16 protein-coding genes and 2 tRNA genes are annotated in these 15,850 nt (G+C 73.5%); 11 read left to right on the top strand and 7 right to left on the bottom strand.

Annotated elements, in window-relative coordinates; all coding sequences use genetic code 11:
• The first annotated feature begins 3 nt into the window (after positions 1–3).
• The 3 genes from OO54_RS02690 (at position 4) to OO54_RS02680 (ending at position 2,363) form a co-directional block, all read left to right on the top strand.
• Positions 4–77 (top strand) — tRNA-Met (locus OO54_RS02690).
• A gap of 204 nt (positions 78–281) precedes the next feature.
• Entirely contained in the window at positions 282–2,243 is a 1,962-nt protein-coding gene (locus tag OO54_RS02685) for a tetratricopeptide repeat protein (RefSeq protein ID WP_033201250.1), read from the top strand.
• A 46-nt stretch (positions 2,244–2,289) separates the two neighbouring features.
• Positions 2,290–2,363: transfer RNA gene (locus OO54_RS02680), tRNA-Met, on the top strand.
• A 127-nt stretch (positions 2,364–2,490) separates the two neighbouring features.
• On the opposite strand, the gene OO54_RS02675 is transcribed toward OO54_RS02680, so the two are convergent.
• The gene (locus tag OO54_RS02675) at positions 2,491–2,910 is read right to left on the bottom strand and encodes a Fur family transcriptional regulator (protein ID WP_033201249.1); all 420 of its coding nucleotides are present in this window, start codon (positions 2,908–2,910) and stop codon (positions 2,491–2,493) included.
• A 151-nt stretch (positions 2,911–3,061) separates the two neighbouring features.
• Here OO54_RS02675 and OO54_RS02670 point away from each other — a divergent pair, with 151 nt between their 5' ends.
• A complete protein-coding gene (locus tag OO54_RS02670) occupies positions 3,062–4,531 on the top strand; it encodes a catalase (RefSeq protein ID WP_033201248.1) in 1,470 nt (489 codons plus the stop codon).
• A gap of 76 nt (positions 4,532–4,607) precedes the next feature.
• On the opposite strand, the gene OO54_RS02665 is transcribed toward OO54_RS02670, so the two are convergent.
• Both OO54_RS02665 and hisN read right to left on the bottom strand, forming a co-directional pair.
• Positions 4,608–4,997, bottom strand: a complete 390-nt coding sequence (locus tag OO54_RS02665) for a CBS domain-containing protein (protein WP_017236289.1) — start codon at positions 4,995–4,997, stop codon at positions 4,608–4,610.
• Between the two features lie 232 nt (positions 4,998–5,229).
• Positions 5,230–6,039 carry a histidinol-phosphatase gene (gene hisN, locus OO54_RS02660; RefSeq protein ID WP_033201247.1) on the bottom strand — a complete coding sequence of 270 codons (810 nt, stop codon included), beginning with the start codon at positions 6,037–6,039 and terminating at the stop codon, positions 5,230–5,232.
• Positions 6,040–6,176: 137 nt separating this feature from the next.
• On the opposite strand from hisN, the gene OO54_RS02655 reads away from it, so the two are divergent.
• Complete coding sequence (locus OO54_RS02655) at positions 6,177–6,875, top strand: TetR/AcrR family transcriptional regulator (RefSeq protein ID WP_033201246.1); 699 nt, start codon at positions 6,177–6,179, stop codon at positions 6,873–6,875.
• Here the strand turns inward: OO54_RS02655 and OO54_RS02650 are convergent.
• From OO54_RS02650 to OO54_RS02635, 4 genes are all read right to left on the bottom strand, one after another.
• A complete protein-coding gene (locus OO54_RS02650; RefSeq protein WP_017236286.1) occupies positions 6,767–7,090 on the bottom strand; it encodes a DMT family transporter in 324 nt (107 codons plus the stop codon). The genes OO54_RS02655 and OO54_RS02650 overlap by 109 nt on opposite strands.
• Positions 7,091–7,182: 92 nt before the next feature.
• Entirely contained in the window at positions 7,183–8,196 is a 1,014-nt protein-coding gene (rsgA, locus tag OO54_RS02645; RefSeq protein ID WP_017236285.1) for a ribosome small subunit-dependent GTPase A, read from the bottom strand.
• 3 nt (positions 8,197–8,199) lie between these two features.
• Positions 8,200–9,531 carry a 3-phosphoshikimate 1-carboxyvinyltransferase gene (gene aroA, locus OO54_RS02640; protein ID WP_033201245.1) on the bottom strand — a complete coding sequence of 444 codons (1,332 nt, stop codon included), beginning with the start codon at positions 9,529–9,531 and terminating at the stop codon, positions 8,200–8,202.
• A gap of 20 nt (positions 9,532–9,551) precedes the next feature.
• Positions 9,552–10,238 carry a M50 family metallopeptidase gene (locus OO54_RS02635; protein WP_033201244.1) on the bottom strand — a complete coding sequence of 229 codons (687 nt, stop codon included), beginning with the start codon at positions 10,236–10,238 and terminating at the stop codon, positions 9,552–9,554.
• A gap of 50 nt (positions 10,239–10,288) precedes the next feature.
• On the opposite strand from OO54_RS02635, the gene OO54_RS02630 reads away from it, so the two are divergent.
• The 6 genes from OO54_RS02630 (at position 10,289) to OO54_RS02605 (ending at position 15,822) form a co-directional block, all read left to right on the top strand.
• The gene (locus OO54_RS02630) at positions 10,289–11,104 is read left to right on the top strand and encodes an SOS response-associated peptidase (protein WP_033201243.1); all 816 of its coding nucleotides are present in this window, start codon (positions 10,289–10,291) and stop codon (positions 11,102–11,104) included.
• Between the two features lie 38 nt (positions 11,105–11,142).
• On the top strand, positions 11,143–11,787 hold the full coding sequence (locus OO54_RS02625; RefSeq protein ID WP_078905017.1) for an alpha/beta hydrolase family protein: 645 nt from the start codon (positions 11,143–11,145) through the stop codon (positions 11,785–11,787).
• Between the two features lie 251 nt (positions 11,788–12,038).
• Positions 12,039–12,695, top strand: coding sequence for a sigma-70 family RNA polymerase sigma factor (locus OO54_RS02620; RefSeq protein ID WP_017236280.1), 657 nt, complete (start codon positions 12,039–12,041; stop codon positions 12,693–12,695).
• Positions 12,692–13,009 carry a mycothiol system anti-sigma-R factor gene (rsrA, locus tag OO54_RS02615; protein ID WP_017236279.1) on the top strand — a complete coding sequence of 106 codons (318 nt, stop codon included), beginning with the start codon at positions 12,692–12,694 and terminating at the stop codon, positions 13,007–13,009. Before OO54_RS02620 ends, rsrA begins: the two co-directional genes overlap by 4 nt.
• A 147-nt stretch (positions 13,010–13,156) precedes the next feature.
• A complete protein-coding gene (locus OO54_RS02610; protein ID WP_324611683.1) occupies positions 13,157–14,536 on the top strand; it encodes an HD-GYP domain-containing protein in 1,380 nt (459 codons plus the stop codon).
• On the top strand, positions 14,533–15,822 hold the full coding sequence (locus tag OO54_RS02605) for an HD-GYP domain-containing protein (RefSeq protein ID WP_033201242.1): 1,290 nt from the start codon (positions 14,533–14,535) through the stop codon (positions 15,820–15,822). The genes OO54_RS02610 and OO54_RS02605 overlap by 4 nt, the downstream gene beginning before the upstream one ends.
• The last annotated feature ends 28 nt before the right edge of the window (positions 15,823–15,850 follow it).

Raw genomic sequence — 15,850 nt, 5'->3', positions numbered from 1 at the left:
CGACGCGGGGTGGAGCAGCTCGGTAGCTCGCTGGGCTCATAACCCAGAGGTCGCAGGTTCAAATCCTGTCCCCGCTACTCAGAGGACAAGGGCCCGGATCCATAAGGATCCGGGCCCTTGTCGTGTGTCGACGTGCCGGGGGGTGCCGAAGAGCGGTAGGGAAGGGGCGAGTTGGGGTGAGGCGTGTTTGACTTGTCTCTCTGTGGGCATGTCGACAAAACGCTGAGTGACCTCACTGGCTGCGCTATACCAGGTGTGCTCGGGTTGCGGGTGGTGCGACGATGGTATTTATGGGGGACAGGGCAACTCTGTTGGAGACAGGGCGGTTTGTGCAGCGGCACGCCAGAAATGCCGCAGACGAGATCATCGAGGCAGCAGGGGCCGTCGATGCGGTCGTCGACACCACCGCCACGACCGGCGCCACCGATACCGAGAACGAGACCGAGACCGAGGTCGAGGCCCGGCACCGGCGTGCCGCCGAGCGCGGCGACCTCGCCGCGATGAGCGCCCTCGGCGCGCTGCTGCTGCGCCGCGGCGACCTCGACGGCGCCGAGCCCTACCTGCGCGGCGCCACGGCCGAGGGGGACCGGGCCGCCGCCAACAACCTCGGCGTCCTGCTGCACCAGCGCGGGTACGCCGACGAGGCCGCGGGCTGGTGGCGGGTCGCCGCCGTCGCCGGCTCCGCGCCCGCCGCCCACGCGCTCGGCCGCCACCACCGCGAGCGCGGCGACGAGCCGGCCGCCGAGTACTGGCTGCGCCAGGCCGCCGAACAGGGCCACGCCCTCGGCGCGTACGCCCTCGCGGACCTCCTGGAGCACCGCAGCGACGTCGGCGCCGAGCGCTGGCTGCGCGCCGCCGCCGAGCAGGGCCACCGCGAGGCCGCCTACCGGCTCGCGCTCGCCCTGGAGCGCCGCGCCACCGAGACCGTCCGCGGCCCGCACGAGACCGGCACCCGTCTCCGGGTGCCCGCGGGCACCCGGGACGCGGTGGCGGGTGCCCCGCCGGCCGGTCCGGCCGCGGGCGAGCCCGGGGGAGAGCCGAACGAGGCCGAGCAGTGGTTCCGCCAGGCCGCCGCGCGCGGACACCGGCGGGCCGCGCTCCACCTCGGCGCGATCCTGGAGCACCGCGGCGAGCTCAAGGAGGCCGGCCGCTGGTACCTCAGCTCCGCCAAGGAGGGCGAGGCCAAGGCCGCCTGCGCCCTCGGCTTCCTGCTCCGCGACGCCGGCGACGAGGAGAGCGCCGCCGTGTGGTGGCTCCGTGCCGCCCAGGACGGCGACGGCAACGCCGCCAACGCCCTGGGCGCCCTCCACGCGGCCCGCGGCGAGCAGCAGACCGCCGAGCGCTGGTACCGGGCCGCCATGGACGCGGGCGACGTGAACGGCGCCTACAACCTCGGACTGCTCTGCGCCGCCCAGGACCGCATCCCGCAGGCGGAGCAGTGGTACCGCCGGGCCGCCTACGCGGGCCATCGCGAGGCCGCCAACGCGCTCGCCGTCCTGCTGCTCCAGGCCGGCGACGCCAACGGCGCCGAGCCCTGGTTCTCCAAGGCCGCCGAGGCCGGCAGCGTCGACGCCGCCTTCAACCTGGGCATCCTCCACGCGGGCCGGGACGACGACCGTACGGCGCTGGTCTGGTACGAGCGGGCCGCCGCCGCAGGGCACACCGAGGCCGCCCTCCAGGTCGGCATCGCCGCGCTCCGGGACGGCGACGAGCGGACCGCCGAGCGGCACCTGCGGTGCGCGGCCGGCGGCGGCAGCGCCGAGGCCGCCTTCCGGCTCGCCTCGGTACTCGACGCGCGTCGCCCCGAGCCCGGTCCCGCCGTGCTCGGCGCGCCCCGCGAGGAGAAGTCCGAGTGCGAGGAGTGGTACGAGCGCGCCGCCCAGCAGGGGCACCGGCGCGCCCAGGTACGGGTCGGGATGCTCGCCGCCGGGCGCGGCGACCTCGCCGAGGCCGACCGCTGGTACCGCGAGGCGGCGGAGGCGGGCAGCCGCAACGGCGCCTTCAACCTCGGCCTGCTCCTCGCCCGCGAGGGCAGCGAGCGCGAGGCGGCCCTCTGGTGGACCCGGGCCGCCCGGGCCGGTCACGGCCGCGCCGCGCTCCGGCTCGCGCTGCTCGCGGCGCGCCGGGGCGAGCTCACCGAGGGGCGCCACTGGTGCGCCCGTGCGGTGGAGCTGGGCCCCGCGGAGGTCGCCGAGCGGGCGGCCCGGCTCAGCGAGGCCTTGCACCAGGAGCTCACCGCTTAATGGATTTGCCCTGCTCCGAAGGGTCCCGTAGGGTTGGGTTCACCGACGCGGGGTGGAGCAGCTCGGTAGCTCGCTGGGCTCATAACCCAGAGGTCGCAGGTTCAAATCCTGTCCCCGCTACTCAGTAGCAACGAAGGCCCGGATCCGATCACATCGGATCCGGGCCTTCGTCGTATGTGCGCATGTTCCGCGTGCCCGTCGGGGTACGAAGAAGCCCCCGCCGCGGCGGGGGCTTCTCGGGTACGGGTCAGGCGGTGGCGGCGCAGCTCGGGCAGATGCCCCGGTAGGTGACCTCGACGTTGGAGATCGTGAAGCCGAAGCGCTCGGTGTCCGGGAGGTCGGCCATCGGGTCGCCGGCCGGGTGGACGTCGCGGATGGCGCCGCAGCGGCCGCAGACCAGGTGCTGGTGCGGCCGGTGGGCGTTGGGGTCGTAGCGCTTGGCGCGTCCGTCGGTCGCGACCTCGATGACCTCACCGAGGGTGACCATCTCGCCCAGCGTGTTGTAGACGGTCGCGCGCGAGATCTCGGGCAGCCTCGTCACCGCGCGCGCGTGGACCTCGTCGGCGGTCAGGTGCACATGGTCCCCGTCGAGGACTTCGGCCACGACACGCCGCTGCGCGGTCATCCGCCAGCCGCGTCCGCGCAGTCGTTCCAACAGGTCACTCATGAGGGCCAGCCTAACAGCCGGGGGAGCGGGGTCCCGAACGGGTGTGACTTTGGAAGTTCACTTGACTTAGACATTGTCTATTGTAGGATCGAAACCGGCATTGGCCAAGGTCCTCGTCAGGGGTCCGGGCCGACGGACAGGACTCGCAGTAATGACGCAGGAGGCGTACGTGACGCAGGGACCGCTCACCACGGAGGCCGGCGCGCCGGTCGCCGACAACCAGAACAGCGAGACCGCGGGCGTCGGCGGTCCGGTCCTCGTCCAGGACCAGCTCCTCCTGGAGAAGCTCGCCCACTTCAACCGTGAGCGCATCCCGGAGCGCGTGGTCCACGCGCGCGGCGCGGGCGCCTACGGCACCTTCACGCTCACCCGTGACGTCTCGCGGTGGACGCGTGCGAAGTTCCTCTCCGAGGTCGGCAAGGAGACCGAGACCTTCCTCCGCTTCTCCACCGTCGCGGGCAACCTCGGCGCGGCCGACGCGGTGCGCGACCCCCGCGGCTGGGCGCTGAAGTTCTACACCGAGGAGGGCAACTACGACCTCGTCGGCAACAACACCCCGGTGTTCTTCATCAAGGACGCCATCAAGTTCCCCGACTTCATCCACACCCAGAAGCGCGACCCGTACTCGGGCTCGCAGGAGGCGGACAACGTCTGGGACTTCTGGGGCCTCTCCCCGGAGTCGACCCACCAGGTCACCTGGCTCTTCGGCGACCGCGGCATCCCCGCCTCGTACCGCCACATGAACGGCTACGGCTCGCACACGTTCCAGTGGAACAACGAGGCCGGCGAGGTCTTCTGGGTCAAGTACCACTTCAAGACCGACCAGGGCATCAAGAACCTCACCCAGGACGAGGCCAACCGCCTCGCCGGCGAGGACCCGGACTCGCACCAGCGCGACCTGCGCGAGGCCATCGAGCGCGGCGACTTCCCGAGCTGGACCGTGCAGGTCCAGATCATGCCCGCGGCCGACGCGGCGAACTACCGCTTCAACCCGTTCGACCTCACCAAGGTGTGGCCGCACGAGGACTACCCGCCGATCGAGATCGGCAAGCTGGAGCTCAACCGCAACCCGGAGAACATCTTCGCCGAGGTCGAGCAGTCGATCTTCAGCCCCGCGCACTTCGTGCCGGGCATCGGCCCCTCCCCGGACAAGATGCTCCAGGGCCGGCTCTTCGCGTACGGCGACGCCCACCGCTACCGCGTCGGCATCAACGCCGACCACCTGCCGGTGAACCGCCCGCACGCCACCGAGGCGCGCACCAACTCGCGTGACGGCTACCTCTACGACGGCCGCCACAAGGGCGCGAAGAACTACGAGCCGAACAGCTTCGGTGGCCCGCACCAGATCGACCGCCCCCTGTGGGCCGGCTCCGCCGTCACCGGTGTCACCGGCGACCACGCCGCCCCCTCGCACTCCGAGGACGACGACTTCGTCCAGGCGGGCAACCTCTACCGCCTCATGTCGGAGGACGAGAAGGGCCGTCTCGTCGGGAACCTGGCGGGCTTCATCGCCAAGGTCTCGCGGGACGACATCGCCGAGCGGGCGATCGACAACTTCCGCCAGGCGGACGGTGACTTCGGCAAGCGGCTGGAGGCCGCGGTCCAGGCCCTGCGTGGCTGACGGCGCTTGTCGTAGGTAGAGAGCGGGCCGGATCTCCGTACGGAGACCCGGCCCGCTCTCGTGCGGTCGGTTCCGGTCACCCGGCGACGCTGTGCACCGGGATCCAGCAGCGGATGATGTCGCGTACGGAGACGATGCCCACGGGCCCCCGGTCGTCGAGGACCACCAGGTGGCGGAACCCGCCGTGCGTCATGGCCTCGGCCGCCTCCGCCAGCGTCCAGGTGGGCGCGGCGAAGACGACGTCGCGGGTGGTGTGGGAGCCGGCGGTCTCGAGGTCGGGGTCCTGGTCGCGGGCGAGGGAGTTGAGGATGTCGCGCTCGGTGAGGATCCCGAGCCCGCCGGCGTCGGTGTCGAAGACGACCGCCGCGCCGACGCGGCGCGCCGACATCAGCCGGGCCGCCTGCCGGAGGGTGTGGGCTGGGCCGATGGTGAGGACCACGGTGCTCATGGCGTCACGGACGAGCATGGACGGAGCCACCTCCTTGGTGAACCCTTCCCGCCTTCAACGAGAACGAATTCACAAGTTCACAAGTGGGGGGACTCTCAGAGTGACACCGGGGGAGGGAGCCGACAAGGGGGCGCGCGAGGCGCCCCCGGGAGCGCGGCGGCGCGCTCGGACCCGCGCGACTCCCCGAGCCGGCCCGCGCATGCCCCGGCGCTCGGACCCGGGCCCGGCCCCGCGCCGGGGCCCGCGCGTCTCAGGCCTGCGCGCTCTCCTGGTTGAGGTAGCTCAGCAGTTCGCCGTGGAGGAGGCCGTTGGAGGCGGCGGCGTTGCCGCTGTGGGGGCCGTGGCGGCCGTCGAGGCCCGTGTAGGTGCCGCCCGCCTCCTGGACCACGATCGCGACCGCGGCCATGTCCCACAGGGAGAGTTCCGGCTCGGCGCAGATGTCCACGGAACCCTCGGCGACCATCATGTACGGCCAGAAGTCGCCGTAGGCGCGGGTCCGCCAGCACGCGCGCGTGAGGTCGAGGAAGCCGTCGAGCCGGCCCCGCTCCTCCCAGCCGCTGATCGAGGAGTACGCGAAGGAGGCGTCCTCCAGGGAGGCGACCTTCGACACCCCGAGCCGGGTCGCCGAGGAGAGGCTGCGGCCCGTGTACGCGCCGCTGCCCTTCGCGGCCCACCAGCGCCGGCCGAGGGCAGGGGCCGACACCACGCCCACCACCGGCTGGAACCCGGTCTCCCCGGCCTCCATCAGCGCGATCAGGGTCGCCCAGACGGGTACCCCGCGCACGTAGTTCTTCGTGCCGTCGATCGGGTCGATCACCCAGCGGCGCGGACCCGAGCCCTCCACGCCGTACTCCTCGCCCAGGATCGCGTCACGCGGCCTGGCCCGCTGGAGCTGGCCGCGGATCAGCTCCTCGGCGGCCTTGTCGGCCTCGCTCACCGGGGTCATGTCCGGCTTGGTCTCGACCTGGAGGTCGAGCGCCTGGAATCGGTCCATGGTGGCCGCGTCGGCGGCATCCGCGAGGACGTGGGCGAGACGCAGATCATCGTGGTAGTCGGCCATGGTCGGCACTCTATCCCCGCGGCGTGAACACGCGGAGAACCGTCCACGAGGCCCCTGCGACCAGCCCCCGTGCCCCTTGACAGGGGGTGGGAGGCTGCCGACGCTGGGCGGAGAACCGTTCCCTCCCGGAGGTGACGATGGCGAACGCCCGCGACGCCCTGCTCGACGCCGCGCTCGCCGCGCTCACGCACCGGCCCTGGTCCGCGATCCGCATGGCCGACGTCGCCGCCGCCGCACGGGTCTCCCGGCAGACGCTCTACAACGAGTTCGGCAGCAAGGAGGGGCTCGCCCGCGCACTGGTGCGCCGGGAGGCGGACACGTACCTCCAGGGCGTCCGCACGCTGCTCGCCGCCCCGGCCCCGCCCGGGCACAACGTCGCCGCCGTCGCCGAGTGGATCGTGACCAGGGCCGCCGTCCGCCCGGTACTCCGGGCCCTGCTCACCGGCGCCTGGAACGAACGGCTGCCCGAGCCGCGGCCGGCCCGTCCCGGCGCCCGGCCCGCCCCCGTGCCGGCCCAGCGGCGCGCCGACGCCGGACCGCCCGCGCCCGGCGAACTCGTGGCGCAGACCGTGGCCTGCGCGGGCGAGCGGTGGGCGGCCGGCTGCGAACTGGCCGTACGCCTCGCCCTCAGCCACGTCGTCGCACCGCCGCCCCCGGTCACCCTGCGACCCCCCGAGCCGGACGGCGAGCACCACGCACCGGAAGGCGCGCGTGCCGCGCCTCAGGGTCAGTGGGCCGAGCCGGAGAGCTGGAGTCCGATGACCCCCGCGATCACCAGGCTGATCGAGACGATCTTGAGCGTGGAGACCACGTCGCCGAGGAAGACCATCCCGTAGATCGCCGTCCCGGCCGCGCCGATCCCGGTCCACACCGCGTACGCCGGACCCACGTCCAGCTTCCGCAGCGCGAGCGTCAGGAGGCCGAAGCTGCCGAGGGCGAAGGCCGCGAAGGCGATCGTCGGCCACAGCCGGGTGAAACCGTGGGAGAGCTTCAGGCAGACCGCGAACCCCGTCTCCAGGATCCCCGCGATCACCACCAGCAGCCACGCCATCGTCAGTGCCTCCCACGCCGTCGGTGACTGCTTCGTCGCACTTGGTGCGATTATGCCCTTGCCTGCGGAGGTCGGCCGTAAACACCGGCGTCTCAGTCGCCCTCGCGTCGCTCCCTGGTCGCGAGCAGTCGCCGCAGCGAGACCAGCCGTGCCGGATCGGCGTGCCCCTCGGCCACGTACGCGTCGAGCGCGCAGTCCGGCTCGTCGTGGCTGCACGCGCGCGGACAGTTCTCCGTGCCCGGCTCCAGGTCGGGGAAGGCGTGGATGACCCGGGACGGGTCGACGTGGTGCAGACCGAAGGAGCGGACGCCCGGCGTGTCGATGACCCAGCCGCCCTCCTTGTCATCGAGCGGCAGGGCGAGCGCCGAGGTGGTGGTGTGCCGGCCGCGTCCGGTGACCGCGTTGACCACGCCGGTCGTACGCCGCCGCTCCGGCGGGACCAGGGCGTTGACCAGGGTCGTCTTGCCGACGCCGGAGTGGCCCACGAACGCGGTCGTCCGGCCCTTGAGGTGCTCGTGGACTCGCTCGGCGGCGACCCCGTCGACGAACTCGTCGCGGGTGGTGACCACGTACGGCACGCCGAGCGCTCCGTACATCTCCAGGAGCGAGTCCGGCGACGCCAGGTCCGACTTGGTGAGGACGAGCAGCGGGGAGAGCCCGCCGTCGTAGGCGGCGACCAGGCAGCGGTCGATCAGCCGGGGCCGCGGCTCGGGGTCGGCGAGCGCGGTGACGATCGCCAGCTGGTCGGCGTTGGCGACGACCACCCGCTCGTACGGGTCGTCGTCGTCGGCGGTGCGCCGGAGCACCGAGCTGCGCTGGCCGATCCGCACGATCCGGGCCAGGGTGTCCTTCTCGCCGGACAGATCGCCGACGATCGAGACCCGGTCGCCGACCACGGCGGCCTTGCGGCCCAGCTCGCGCGCCTTCATGGCCGTCACGATCCGGTCGTCGACCAGGCAGGTCAGCCGGCCGCGGTCGACGGTGAGGACCATGCCCTCGACGGCGTCCTCGTGCTTGGGGCGGATGGTCGTACGGGGACGGGTGCCCTTGCGGTTGGGCCGCTGGCGGATGTCGTCCTCGTCGGTGTTCTTGCCGTAACGCCGCATGGTTCAGGCCCCGAGCATTTCGGTCCACATCCCCGGGAAGTCGGGCAAGGTCTTCGCCGTCGTCGCCACGTCCTCGATCAGCACGCCCTCGACCGCCAGGCCGATGAGCGCGCCGGCCGTCGCCATGCGGTGGTCGTGGTACGTGTGGAAGACGCCGCCGCGCAGCGGACGCGGGCGGATGTGGAGGCCGTCCTCGGTCTCGGTCACGTCGCCGCCGAGGCCGTTGATCTCCTTGGTGAGCGCCGCCAGCCGGTCCGTCTCGTGCAGCCGCAGATGGGCCACGCCGCGCAGGGTGGACGGGGAGTCGGCGAGGGCCGCGAGCGCCGCGATGCCCGGAGTCAGCTCGCCGACCTCGCCGAGGTCGACGTCGATGCCGTGGATCCGGCCCGTACCGGTGAAGGTCAGACCCGCGTCGGTCAGCTCGCAGGAGCCACCCATCTCGGTGAAGATGCGGCGCAGCTCGTCGCCCGGCTGGGTGGTCCGCTCCGGCCAGTCCGGGACGGTCACCCGGCCGCCGGTCACCAGCGCGGCCGCCAGGAACGGCTGCGCGTTCGACAGGTCCGGCTCGACGACGAGGTCCCGGCCGCGGAGCGCGGAGGGCGCCACCCGCCACACGTTCGGCGCGCCGCCGTGCTCGGGCTCGTCGACCTTGGCGCCGACCGCGCGCAGCATGTCGACGGTCATCCGGATGTGGGGGAGCGAGGGGAGCCGGTCGCCCACGTGCCGCACCTCGACGCCCTGGTTGAACCGGGGCGCGGACAGCAGCAGGGCGCTGACGAACTGGGAGGACGAGGAGGCGTCGATCTCGACCGTGCCGCCGTCCAGGCCGCCGGCACCCTGCACGGTCATCGGGAGCGCGCCGCGGCCGTCGTCGTCGATCCGGGCGCCGAGCGCGCGGAGCGCGTCGATCACGCCGTGCAGCGGGCGCTCGTGGGAGCGGGGGTCGCCGTCGAAGCGCACCGGGCCGTCGGCGAGCGCCGCGACCGGGGGCAGGAAGCGCATGACCGTGCCGGCGTTGCCGACGTCGACGGTCGCCGGGCCGCGCAGCGGGGAGGGGATGATCCGCCAGGCCTCTCCGGAGCCGTCCGGGCCCACGCCCTCCTCGATCTTCACGCCGAGGGTGCGGAGCGCCTCGGCCATCAGGAGGGTGTCGCGGGACCGCAGCGGGCGGCGCAGCCAGCCGGGCTCGGAGGCGAGCGCGGCGAGCACCAGGGCCCGGTTGGTGACCGACTTCGATCCGGGCACGGTGACGGTCGCGTCGACGGCGCCGCTCGCATACGGGGCGGGCCAGAGGTCGGTGGGCGGGTCGGTGTGCGAGGAAGCTGCTGCGGTCATGTCCTCACTGTACGGGGGTGTCAGAACCGCAGGAGCCAGCGGCAGCCGCCGATCAGGCAGCAGATCGAGACCGTGTGGAAGAAGAGGAGCCACACCGCGGCGGGCACGTGGGTGAGGCCCGCCAGCTGGTCCGCGTCCGAGTCGGGCGCGCCGCCGTGCCGCCGCTTCGCCTGGAGTTCGAAGGCCGGCCGGACGCCGCCGAGGAGCAGGAACCACACCACCGCGTAGGCGAAGACCGACTGGACGTCGGGGCCGGTCAGCCAGGAGACGAGGAGGAAGGTGGCGCCCGTCAGGACGACGCTGAGGATCCCGTACGCGTTGCGGACCATCACCAGCATCGCGAGGAGCAGGGCGGTCGCCGCCCACAGCAGCAGGGTGACGTGCCCGGTGCCGAGCAGGGCCGCGCCGCCCAGTCCGAGCAGCGGGGCCGCCGGATAGCCGGCGGCCAGGGTGAGGACCACCCCGACGCCGGTCGGGCGGCCGCGGCTCACGGTCAGCCCGCTGGTGTCCGAGTGGAGGCGGATCGCTTCGAGGCGGCGTCCCGTGGCGAGGGCGACGAGTCCGTGGCCGCCCTCGTGGGCGATGGTGATCGCGTTGCGGGCCGGCAGCCAGAGGGTGCGGAACGCGACGAGGGCCAGCGCGCAGGCGGCGGTGACGTAGACGATCCACTGGTCGGGAGCGGGCTGGGTGCCGAGGATCTCGGTCATTTCTCGGACGGCTCCTCGGTGGTCGGCGGGATCGTGGCAGTGTGGCACGCATGTGCGGACGGTTTGCAGCGAGTCGGCGGCCCGAGGACCTCGTCGAGGTCTTCGGGATCGAGAAGTGGGAGCCGGAGGAGACCCTGGCCCCCGACTGGAACGTGGCGCCCACCAAGGAGGTCTGGGCGGTTCTCGAGCGCCCTGTGAAAGACGCCGGATCGCCGCGTCCGGTTCGCCAGCTGCGCGCGCTGAAGTGGGGACTCGTACCGTCCTGGGCGAAGTCCCCGGAGGGCGCCGCCCGGATGATCAACGCGCGCGCGGAGACCGTGCACGAGAAGCCCTCCTTCAAGCGCGCCTTCGCCTCCCGCCGGTGCGTCCTGCCCGCCGACGGCTACTACGAGTGGGTGACCGGCGCGGAGGAGCGGGACCTGGAGGTCGAGGGGAAGCGGAAGCGGCCGCGCAAGCAGCCGTACTTCGTGACGCCGGCCGACGGCTCGGTCTTCGCGATGGCCGGGCTCTACGAGTTCTGGCGGGACGCCACGCTGCCCCCGGAGCACCCGACCGCCTGGTGGGTGACCTGCTCGGTGATCACCACCGAGGCCGAGACCGGCCCGCTGGGCGTCGCCCCGGCCGAGGGTCCCCGCTCGCTCCACGACATCCACCCCCGCATGCCGCTGATGCTCACGCCGGAGCGCTGGGACGCCTGGCTCGACCCGGCGCGCACGGACCCGGAGGAGCTGCGGGGCCTGCTCGCCGCGCCGCCGGAGGGCCTGATGCGGGCCTACCCGGTCGCCACCGCCGTCAGCAACGTCCGCAACAACGGCGCCGAACTCCTGGCGGAACTGTCCGGCCCGGAGGTCGGCACGCTGTTCTGAGTGCCCTCCGGGAGGGCCCCGGGCGGCAGGATGGGGGCGTGATCAAGGACGTGACGCAGTACGAGACCGTTGCCACCGACGCCGGCGAGGCGCGCATCACCTGGCACGAGGGGACGGAGCCCTGGGCCGTCCTCGCCCTCGGCCACGGCGCCGGCGGCGGAGTCGAGGCCCGCGACCTCCAGGCGCTGGCCGGCGCGCTGCCCGCGCTCGGCGTGACCGTCGCCCTCGTCGAACAGCCGTGGCGGGTCGCCGGCAAGAAGGTCGCCCCCGCGCCGAAGACCCTCGACACCGGATGGCGCGGCCTGTGGCCCGTCCTCGCCGGCCCCGGACTCCCCGTGATCGCGGGCGGCCGCAGCGCCGGCGCCCGGGTCGCCTGCCGGACCGGCCGGGAGCTGGGCGCGCGGGCCGTCCTCGCGCTGAGCTTCCCGCTGCACCCGCCGGGCAAGCCGGAGCGGTCCCGTGCCGACGAGCTCCTCGGCACCAGACTGCCCACCCTCGTCGTGCAGGGCGGCAACGACCCCTTCGGGCGGCCCGGCGAGTACCCGGACGGCCCGTACGAGCTGGTCGAGATCCCGTACGGCGACCACGGCTTCGCCCTGCCCAAGCGGGCCCCGCTCGGCCAGGACGAGGCGCTCGGCCTCCTCGTGGGCGGGGTCGCGGAGTGGATCTCCGGACTCCGCTGACGCGCCGCCGGGACCGGGAATGCCGAACGGGGGACCGCTGTTGTTCGGTGCGTCGGTGTGAGAGCAAGGAAGAGGGAGTCCGTCGCATGGGTTCGACCATCTGCCCGCAGCGCGCGCAGGCCGCTGACCTCGACTGGACAGTGCTGCCCGCGCCCAAGGCCGCCCGGATTCGGGCGGCGGGCGGAGTGCTTCCTCGTCTATCCTCCGAAACGAGCGGGTCCGCCCTCGGGTCCGCCGCCGCGCTGGAGGAGGTGGGTCCGGTCACTGGGACCGACACAGGGACCGACGAAGGCCCCGAGGAGACGACCGCGGAGCGCAACGCGCGCTTCGAGCGGGACGCCCTCGGATTCCTCGACCAGATGTACTCCGCCGCGCTGCGCATGACGCGCAACCCCGCGGACGCGGAGGACCTGGTGCAGGAGACCTACGCCAAGGCGTACGGATCCTTCCACCAGTTCCGCGAGGGCACGAACCTCAAGGCGTGGCTGTACCGGATCCTCACGAACACCTTCATCAACTCGTACCGCAAGAAGCAGCGTGAGCCCCAGCGCAGCGCCGCCGAGGAGATCGAGGACTGGCAGCTCGCGCGCGCCGAGTCGCACATGTCGACCGGTCTGCGCTCCGCCGAGTCGCAGGCCCTCGACCACCTGCCCGACTCCGACGTGAAGGAAGCGCTCCAGGCGATTCCCGAGGAGTTCCGCATCGCCGTCTATCTCGCCGATGTCGAGGGCTTTGCGTACAAGGAGATCGCGGACATCATGGGGACACCCATCGGTACGGTGATGTCCCGACTGCACCGGGGCCGCCGCCAGCTGCGCGGCATGCTCGAGGACTACGCCCGCGACCGCGGGCTCGTTCCCGCGGGCGCCGGAGAGTCGTCGAACGATCTGAAAGGCTCGGGCTCATGAGCTGCGGAGAGCCGCACGAGACGGATTGCTCAGAGGTCCTGGATCATCTTTACGAGTTCCTCGACCATGAGATGCCCGACAGTGACTGCACCAAGTTCGAGGTGCACTTCGAGGAGTGCTCCCCGTGCCTGGAGAAGTACGGCCTGGAGCAGGCGGTGAAGAAGCTCGTCAAGCGCTGCTGCGGCAGTGACGACGTCCCCACCGACCTGCGTGCCAAGGTCATGGGCCGGATCGACCTGATCCGCGCCGGGCACCTGGTGCCCGAGCAGGACATCACGGCGAGCGCCCCGGCGACGCCCGCCCCGCAGGAGTAGCACCCTCCCGTACCGGGGAGGCAGGCCGCCGCGACGTGCTCGCGGCGGCCTCACGCATACATCAGCTTGTATCACCCGATGGTGCGAATCACCCGCACCCGGCCGTCCGAACCCGCCCAACTCGCTAGCGTGACCGGCGTGATGGGCGTGAAGGTCATTCCGCGAGCTGCCCGCGTGTACATCGGCTGCGCCCTGCTGGGCGCCGGGGCGTCCGCCCTGCCCGCGCTGCGCCCCGGCACGGCCGTCCCCTGGGGCACCGTCGCCCTCCTCGCCACCCTGTACGCGCTCTGCGAGCTGCCCGCCCGATGCCCGCTCCTCGGCCGCCTCTTCGGCGACTCCGTCCCCATGGGCACCGGCTCCTTCTTCCCCGTACTCCTCGCCGCCGCGCTCCTCCTGCCGCCCGCCGCCGCGGCGCTCACCGCCCTGCCGGGCAGCCTCCTCGCCCGCGTCGAGGAACCCCCCGCCGCCCCGCGCCGCGCCTGGCGGGCCGCCGCCACCGCCCTCGCCGTCTGGGCCGCCGCCGGCACCGCCGGCGCCCTCGGCGGCCCCGCCGCCCTCGGACACGGCCCGGCCGCCCCCGACCTCCCGTACGCGCTGCTGCCCGCCGGCGCCGCCGCGCTCGCCTTCTGCCTGGTCCTCACCGCCCTCGACGGCGGCATCCGGGCCACGGCCGACGGACTGCCCCTCCGGGCCGCCTGGCGCGGCCTCCTCGGCCGGGCGATCGCCCCGCACACCGTGCACGGACTCGCCGGGCTGATGATGGCCGTCCTCTGGCGCAGCACCTACGGGCCGGTCGCCGCGCTCTTCGTGCTGCTCCCGATGTACATCTCCTGCTGGGTGTTCGCCCAGTACCACCGCGAACGGGCCGCCCACCAGGCCACCATCCGCGCCCTCGTGCACGCCGTCGACATCAAGGACCGGTACACCCGCGGCCACAGCGAACGGGTCGGCCACGCCTCCGTCCTGATCGCCCGTGAACTCGGCCTGGCCGACGACCGGCTCGACGTCGTCCGCTTCGCCGGCATCCTGCACGACGTCGGCAAACTGGGCGTGCCCACCCGGGTCCTCCGCAAGGACGGCCCCCTCACCCCGGAGGAACGGCGGATCATCGAACTCCACCCGGAGTACGGGCACGAGATGGTCCGCGGCATCGGCTTCCTCGGCGAGGCGCGTGCCGCGATCCTCCACCACCACGAACGCATGGACGGCAGCGGTTACCCGTACGGCCTGCACGGCGAGCAGATTCCGGAATTCGCCCGGGTGGTCGCCGTCGCCGACGCCTTCGACGCCATGACCTCCACCCGCTCCTACAGCAGGGCCCGCCCGGTGCCGACCGCCGTCGCCGAACTGGAGCGGTGCGCCGGCACCCAGTTCGACCCCCGGGTGGTCGCCGCCCTCGTCCGCGCCCTCGACCGGCACGGCTGGCAGCCCGCCGTCACCGCCGACGAGGCCTCGCAGCCGGACCGCGTGCCGCCGCCCCGCGAGGCGGACGCCCCCACCGCCGCCCGGCGGAGGGAGCGCGCGTGAGGCCGGGGGCCGCCACCGTCGGGGCGGTGAACGGGGCGGCGCTGCTGCTGGGCCTCACCGGCCTCGCCTTCACCCTCTGGTACGGCGTCGACGAACCCGGCAACGCCCTCGCCTTCGGCACCCTCATCGTCCTCGGCGAGCTCGCCCGCTGGGCCACCGCCCCCGGCACCGGGACGCCCCCGGCGGCCGAGGGGGCCCGGGAGCGGGAGCCCGCGCCGCTCGCCGCCGCCGGAGCCCTCGCGTACGCCCTGCTCGGGCAGAGCGCCGGCACCGCCACCACCCACGGCGTCCTCCAGATCACCGCCGTCGTCGGCGCCGCCGGTCTCGCCGGGATCGTCCCCCACCTCGCCCGAGGCCACGGCCCCGGCCTCGACCACTTCGCCCGCCGCGTCCTCACCGTCGGCTTCGCCGCCCTCTGCTTCCAGCCCCTCTACAACTCCGGGGCGGTCGTCGCGCACCTCGGCCAGGGCCCCTTGTACGCCCTCTTCCTGCTCCTCCTGCTCACCCTCACCGCCCTGTGCGACGCCGTGCTCGCCGCCCTCGTGCTCCGTGCCCGCACCGGGTTCCCGTACGGCCCCCTCCTCCGCGAGGAACTGCGCGCCCTCCTCGGCATCGGCTCCGCCGTCTGCGCCACCGGCACCGTCATGGCGCTCGGCGTGGCCGCCGCCGGACTGTGGGCACTGCCCGTGCTCGCCGTGCCCCTGCTGCTCACCCAGGTCTCCTACCGGCGGTACGCGGCCGTGCGGACCGTCAACCGGCAGACCATGGCCTCCCTCGCCCGCGCCACCGAGATCGCCGGCTGCACCCCGCCCGGGCACGCCCGCCGGGTGGCCGCCCTCAGCACCGCCGTCGGGCGGGAGCTGGGCCTCTCCGGGCCCGAGCTGACCGTCCTCGAACACGCGGCGCTCATGCACGACATCGGACAGCTCTCCCTCGTCGACCCGGTCACGGGCGGCGCCACCGCCCTGCTGCCCGCCGAGGAACAGCGCCGGATCGCCCTCCTGGGCGGTGAGGTGGTCCGCAGGACCGGCGCCGCCGCCTCCGTCGCCGTGATCGTCGAGCGGCAGGCCGACCCGTACCGGGAGCAGCCGGTGTCCGCCCGGATCGTCCGCGTGGTGAACGCGTACGACGACCTCGCGGGCGACCGGGCGGGTGCGGCCCTGGGCGCGCTCGAACGCCTGAGGCTCGGCACCGCCCGCGACTATCACCCGGATGTCGTCGAATGCCTGGCCAGGGTCCTGGCGCGGGGCGGGGCCGCTGGGGTGACGTCCGTCCCCCCGGGGTAACCCATGGGTAATGAGCGCGCGTCCGACC

This window comes from Streptomyces wedmorensis (assembly GCF_000716445.1).
GTDB classification, from domain to species: domain Bacteria; phylum Actinomycetota; class Actinomycetes; order Streptomycetales; family Streptomycetaceae; genus Streptomyces; species Streptomyces wedmorensis.
Note: the sequence above shows the minus strand (reverse complement) of the source record. Positions and strands in the feature narration are given on the sequence as shown.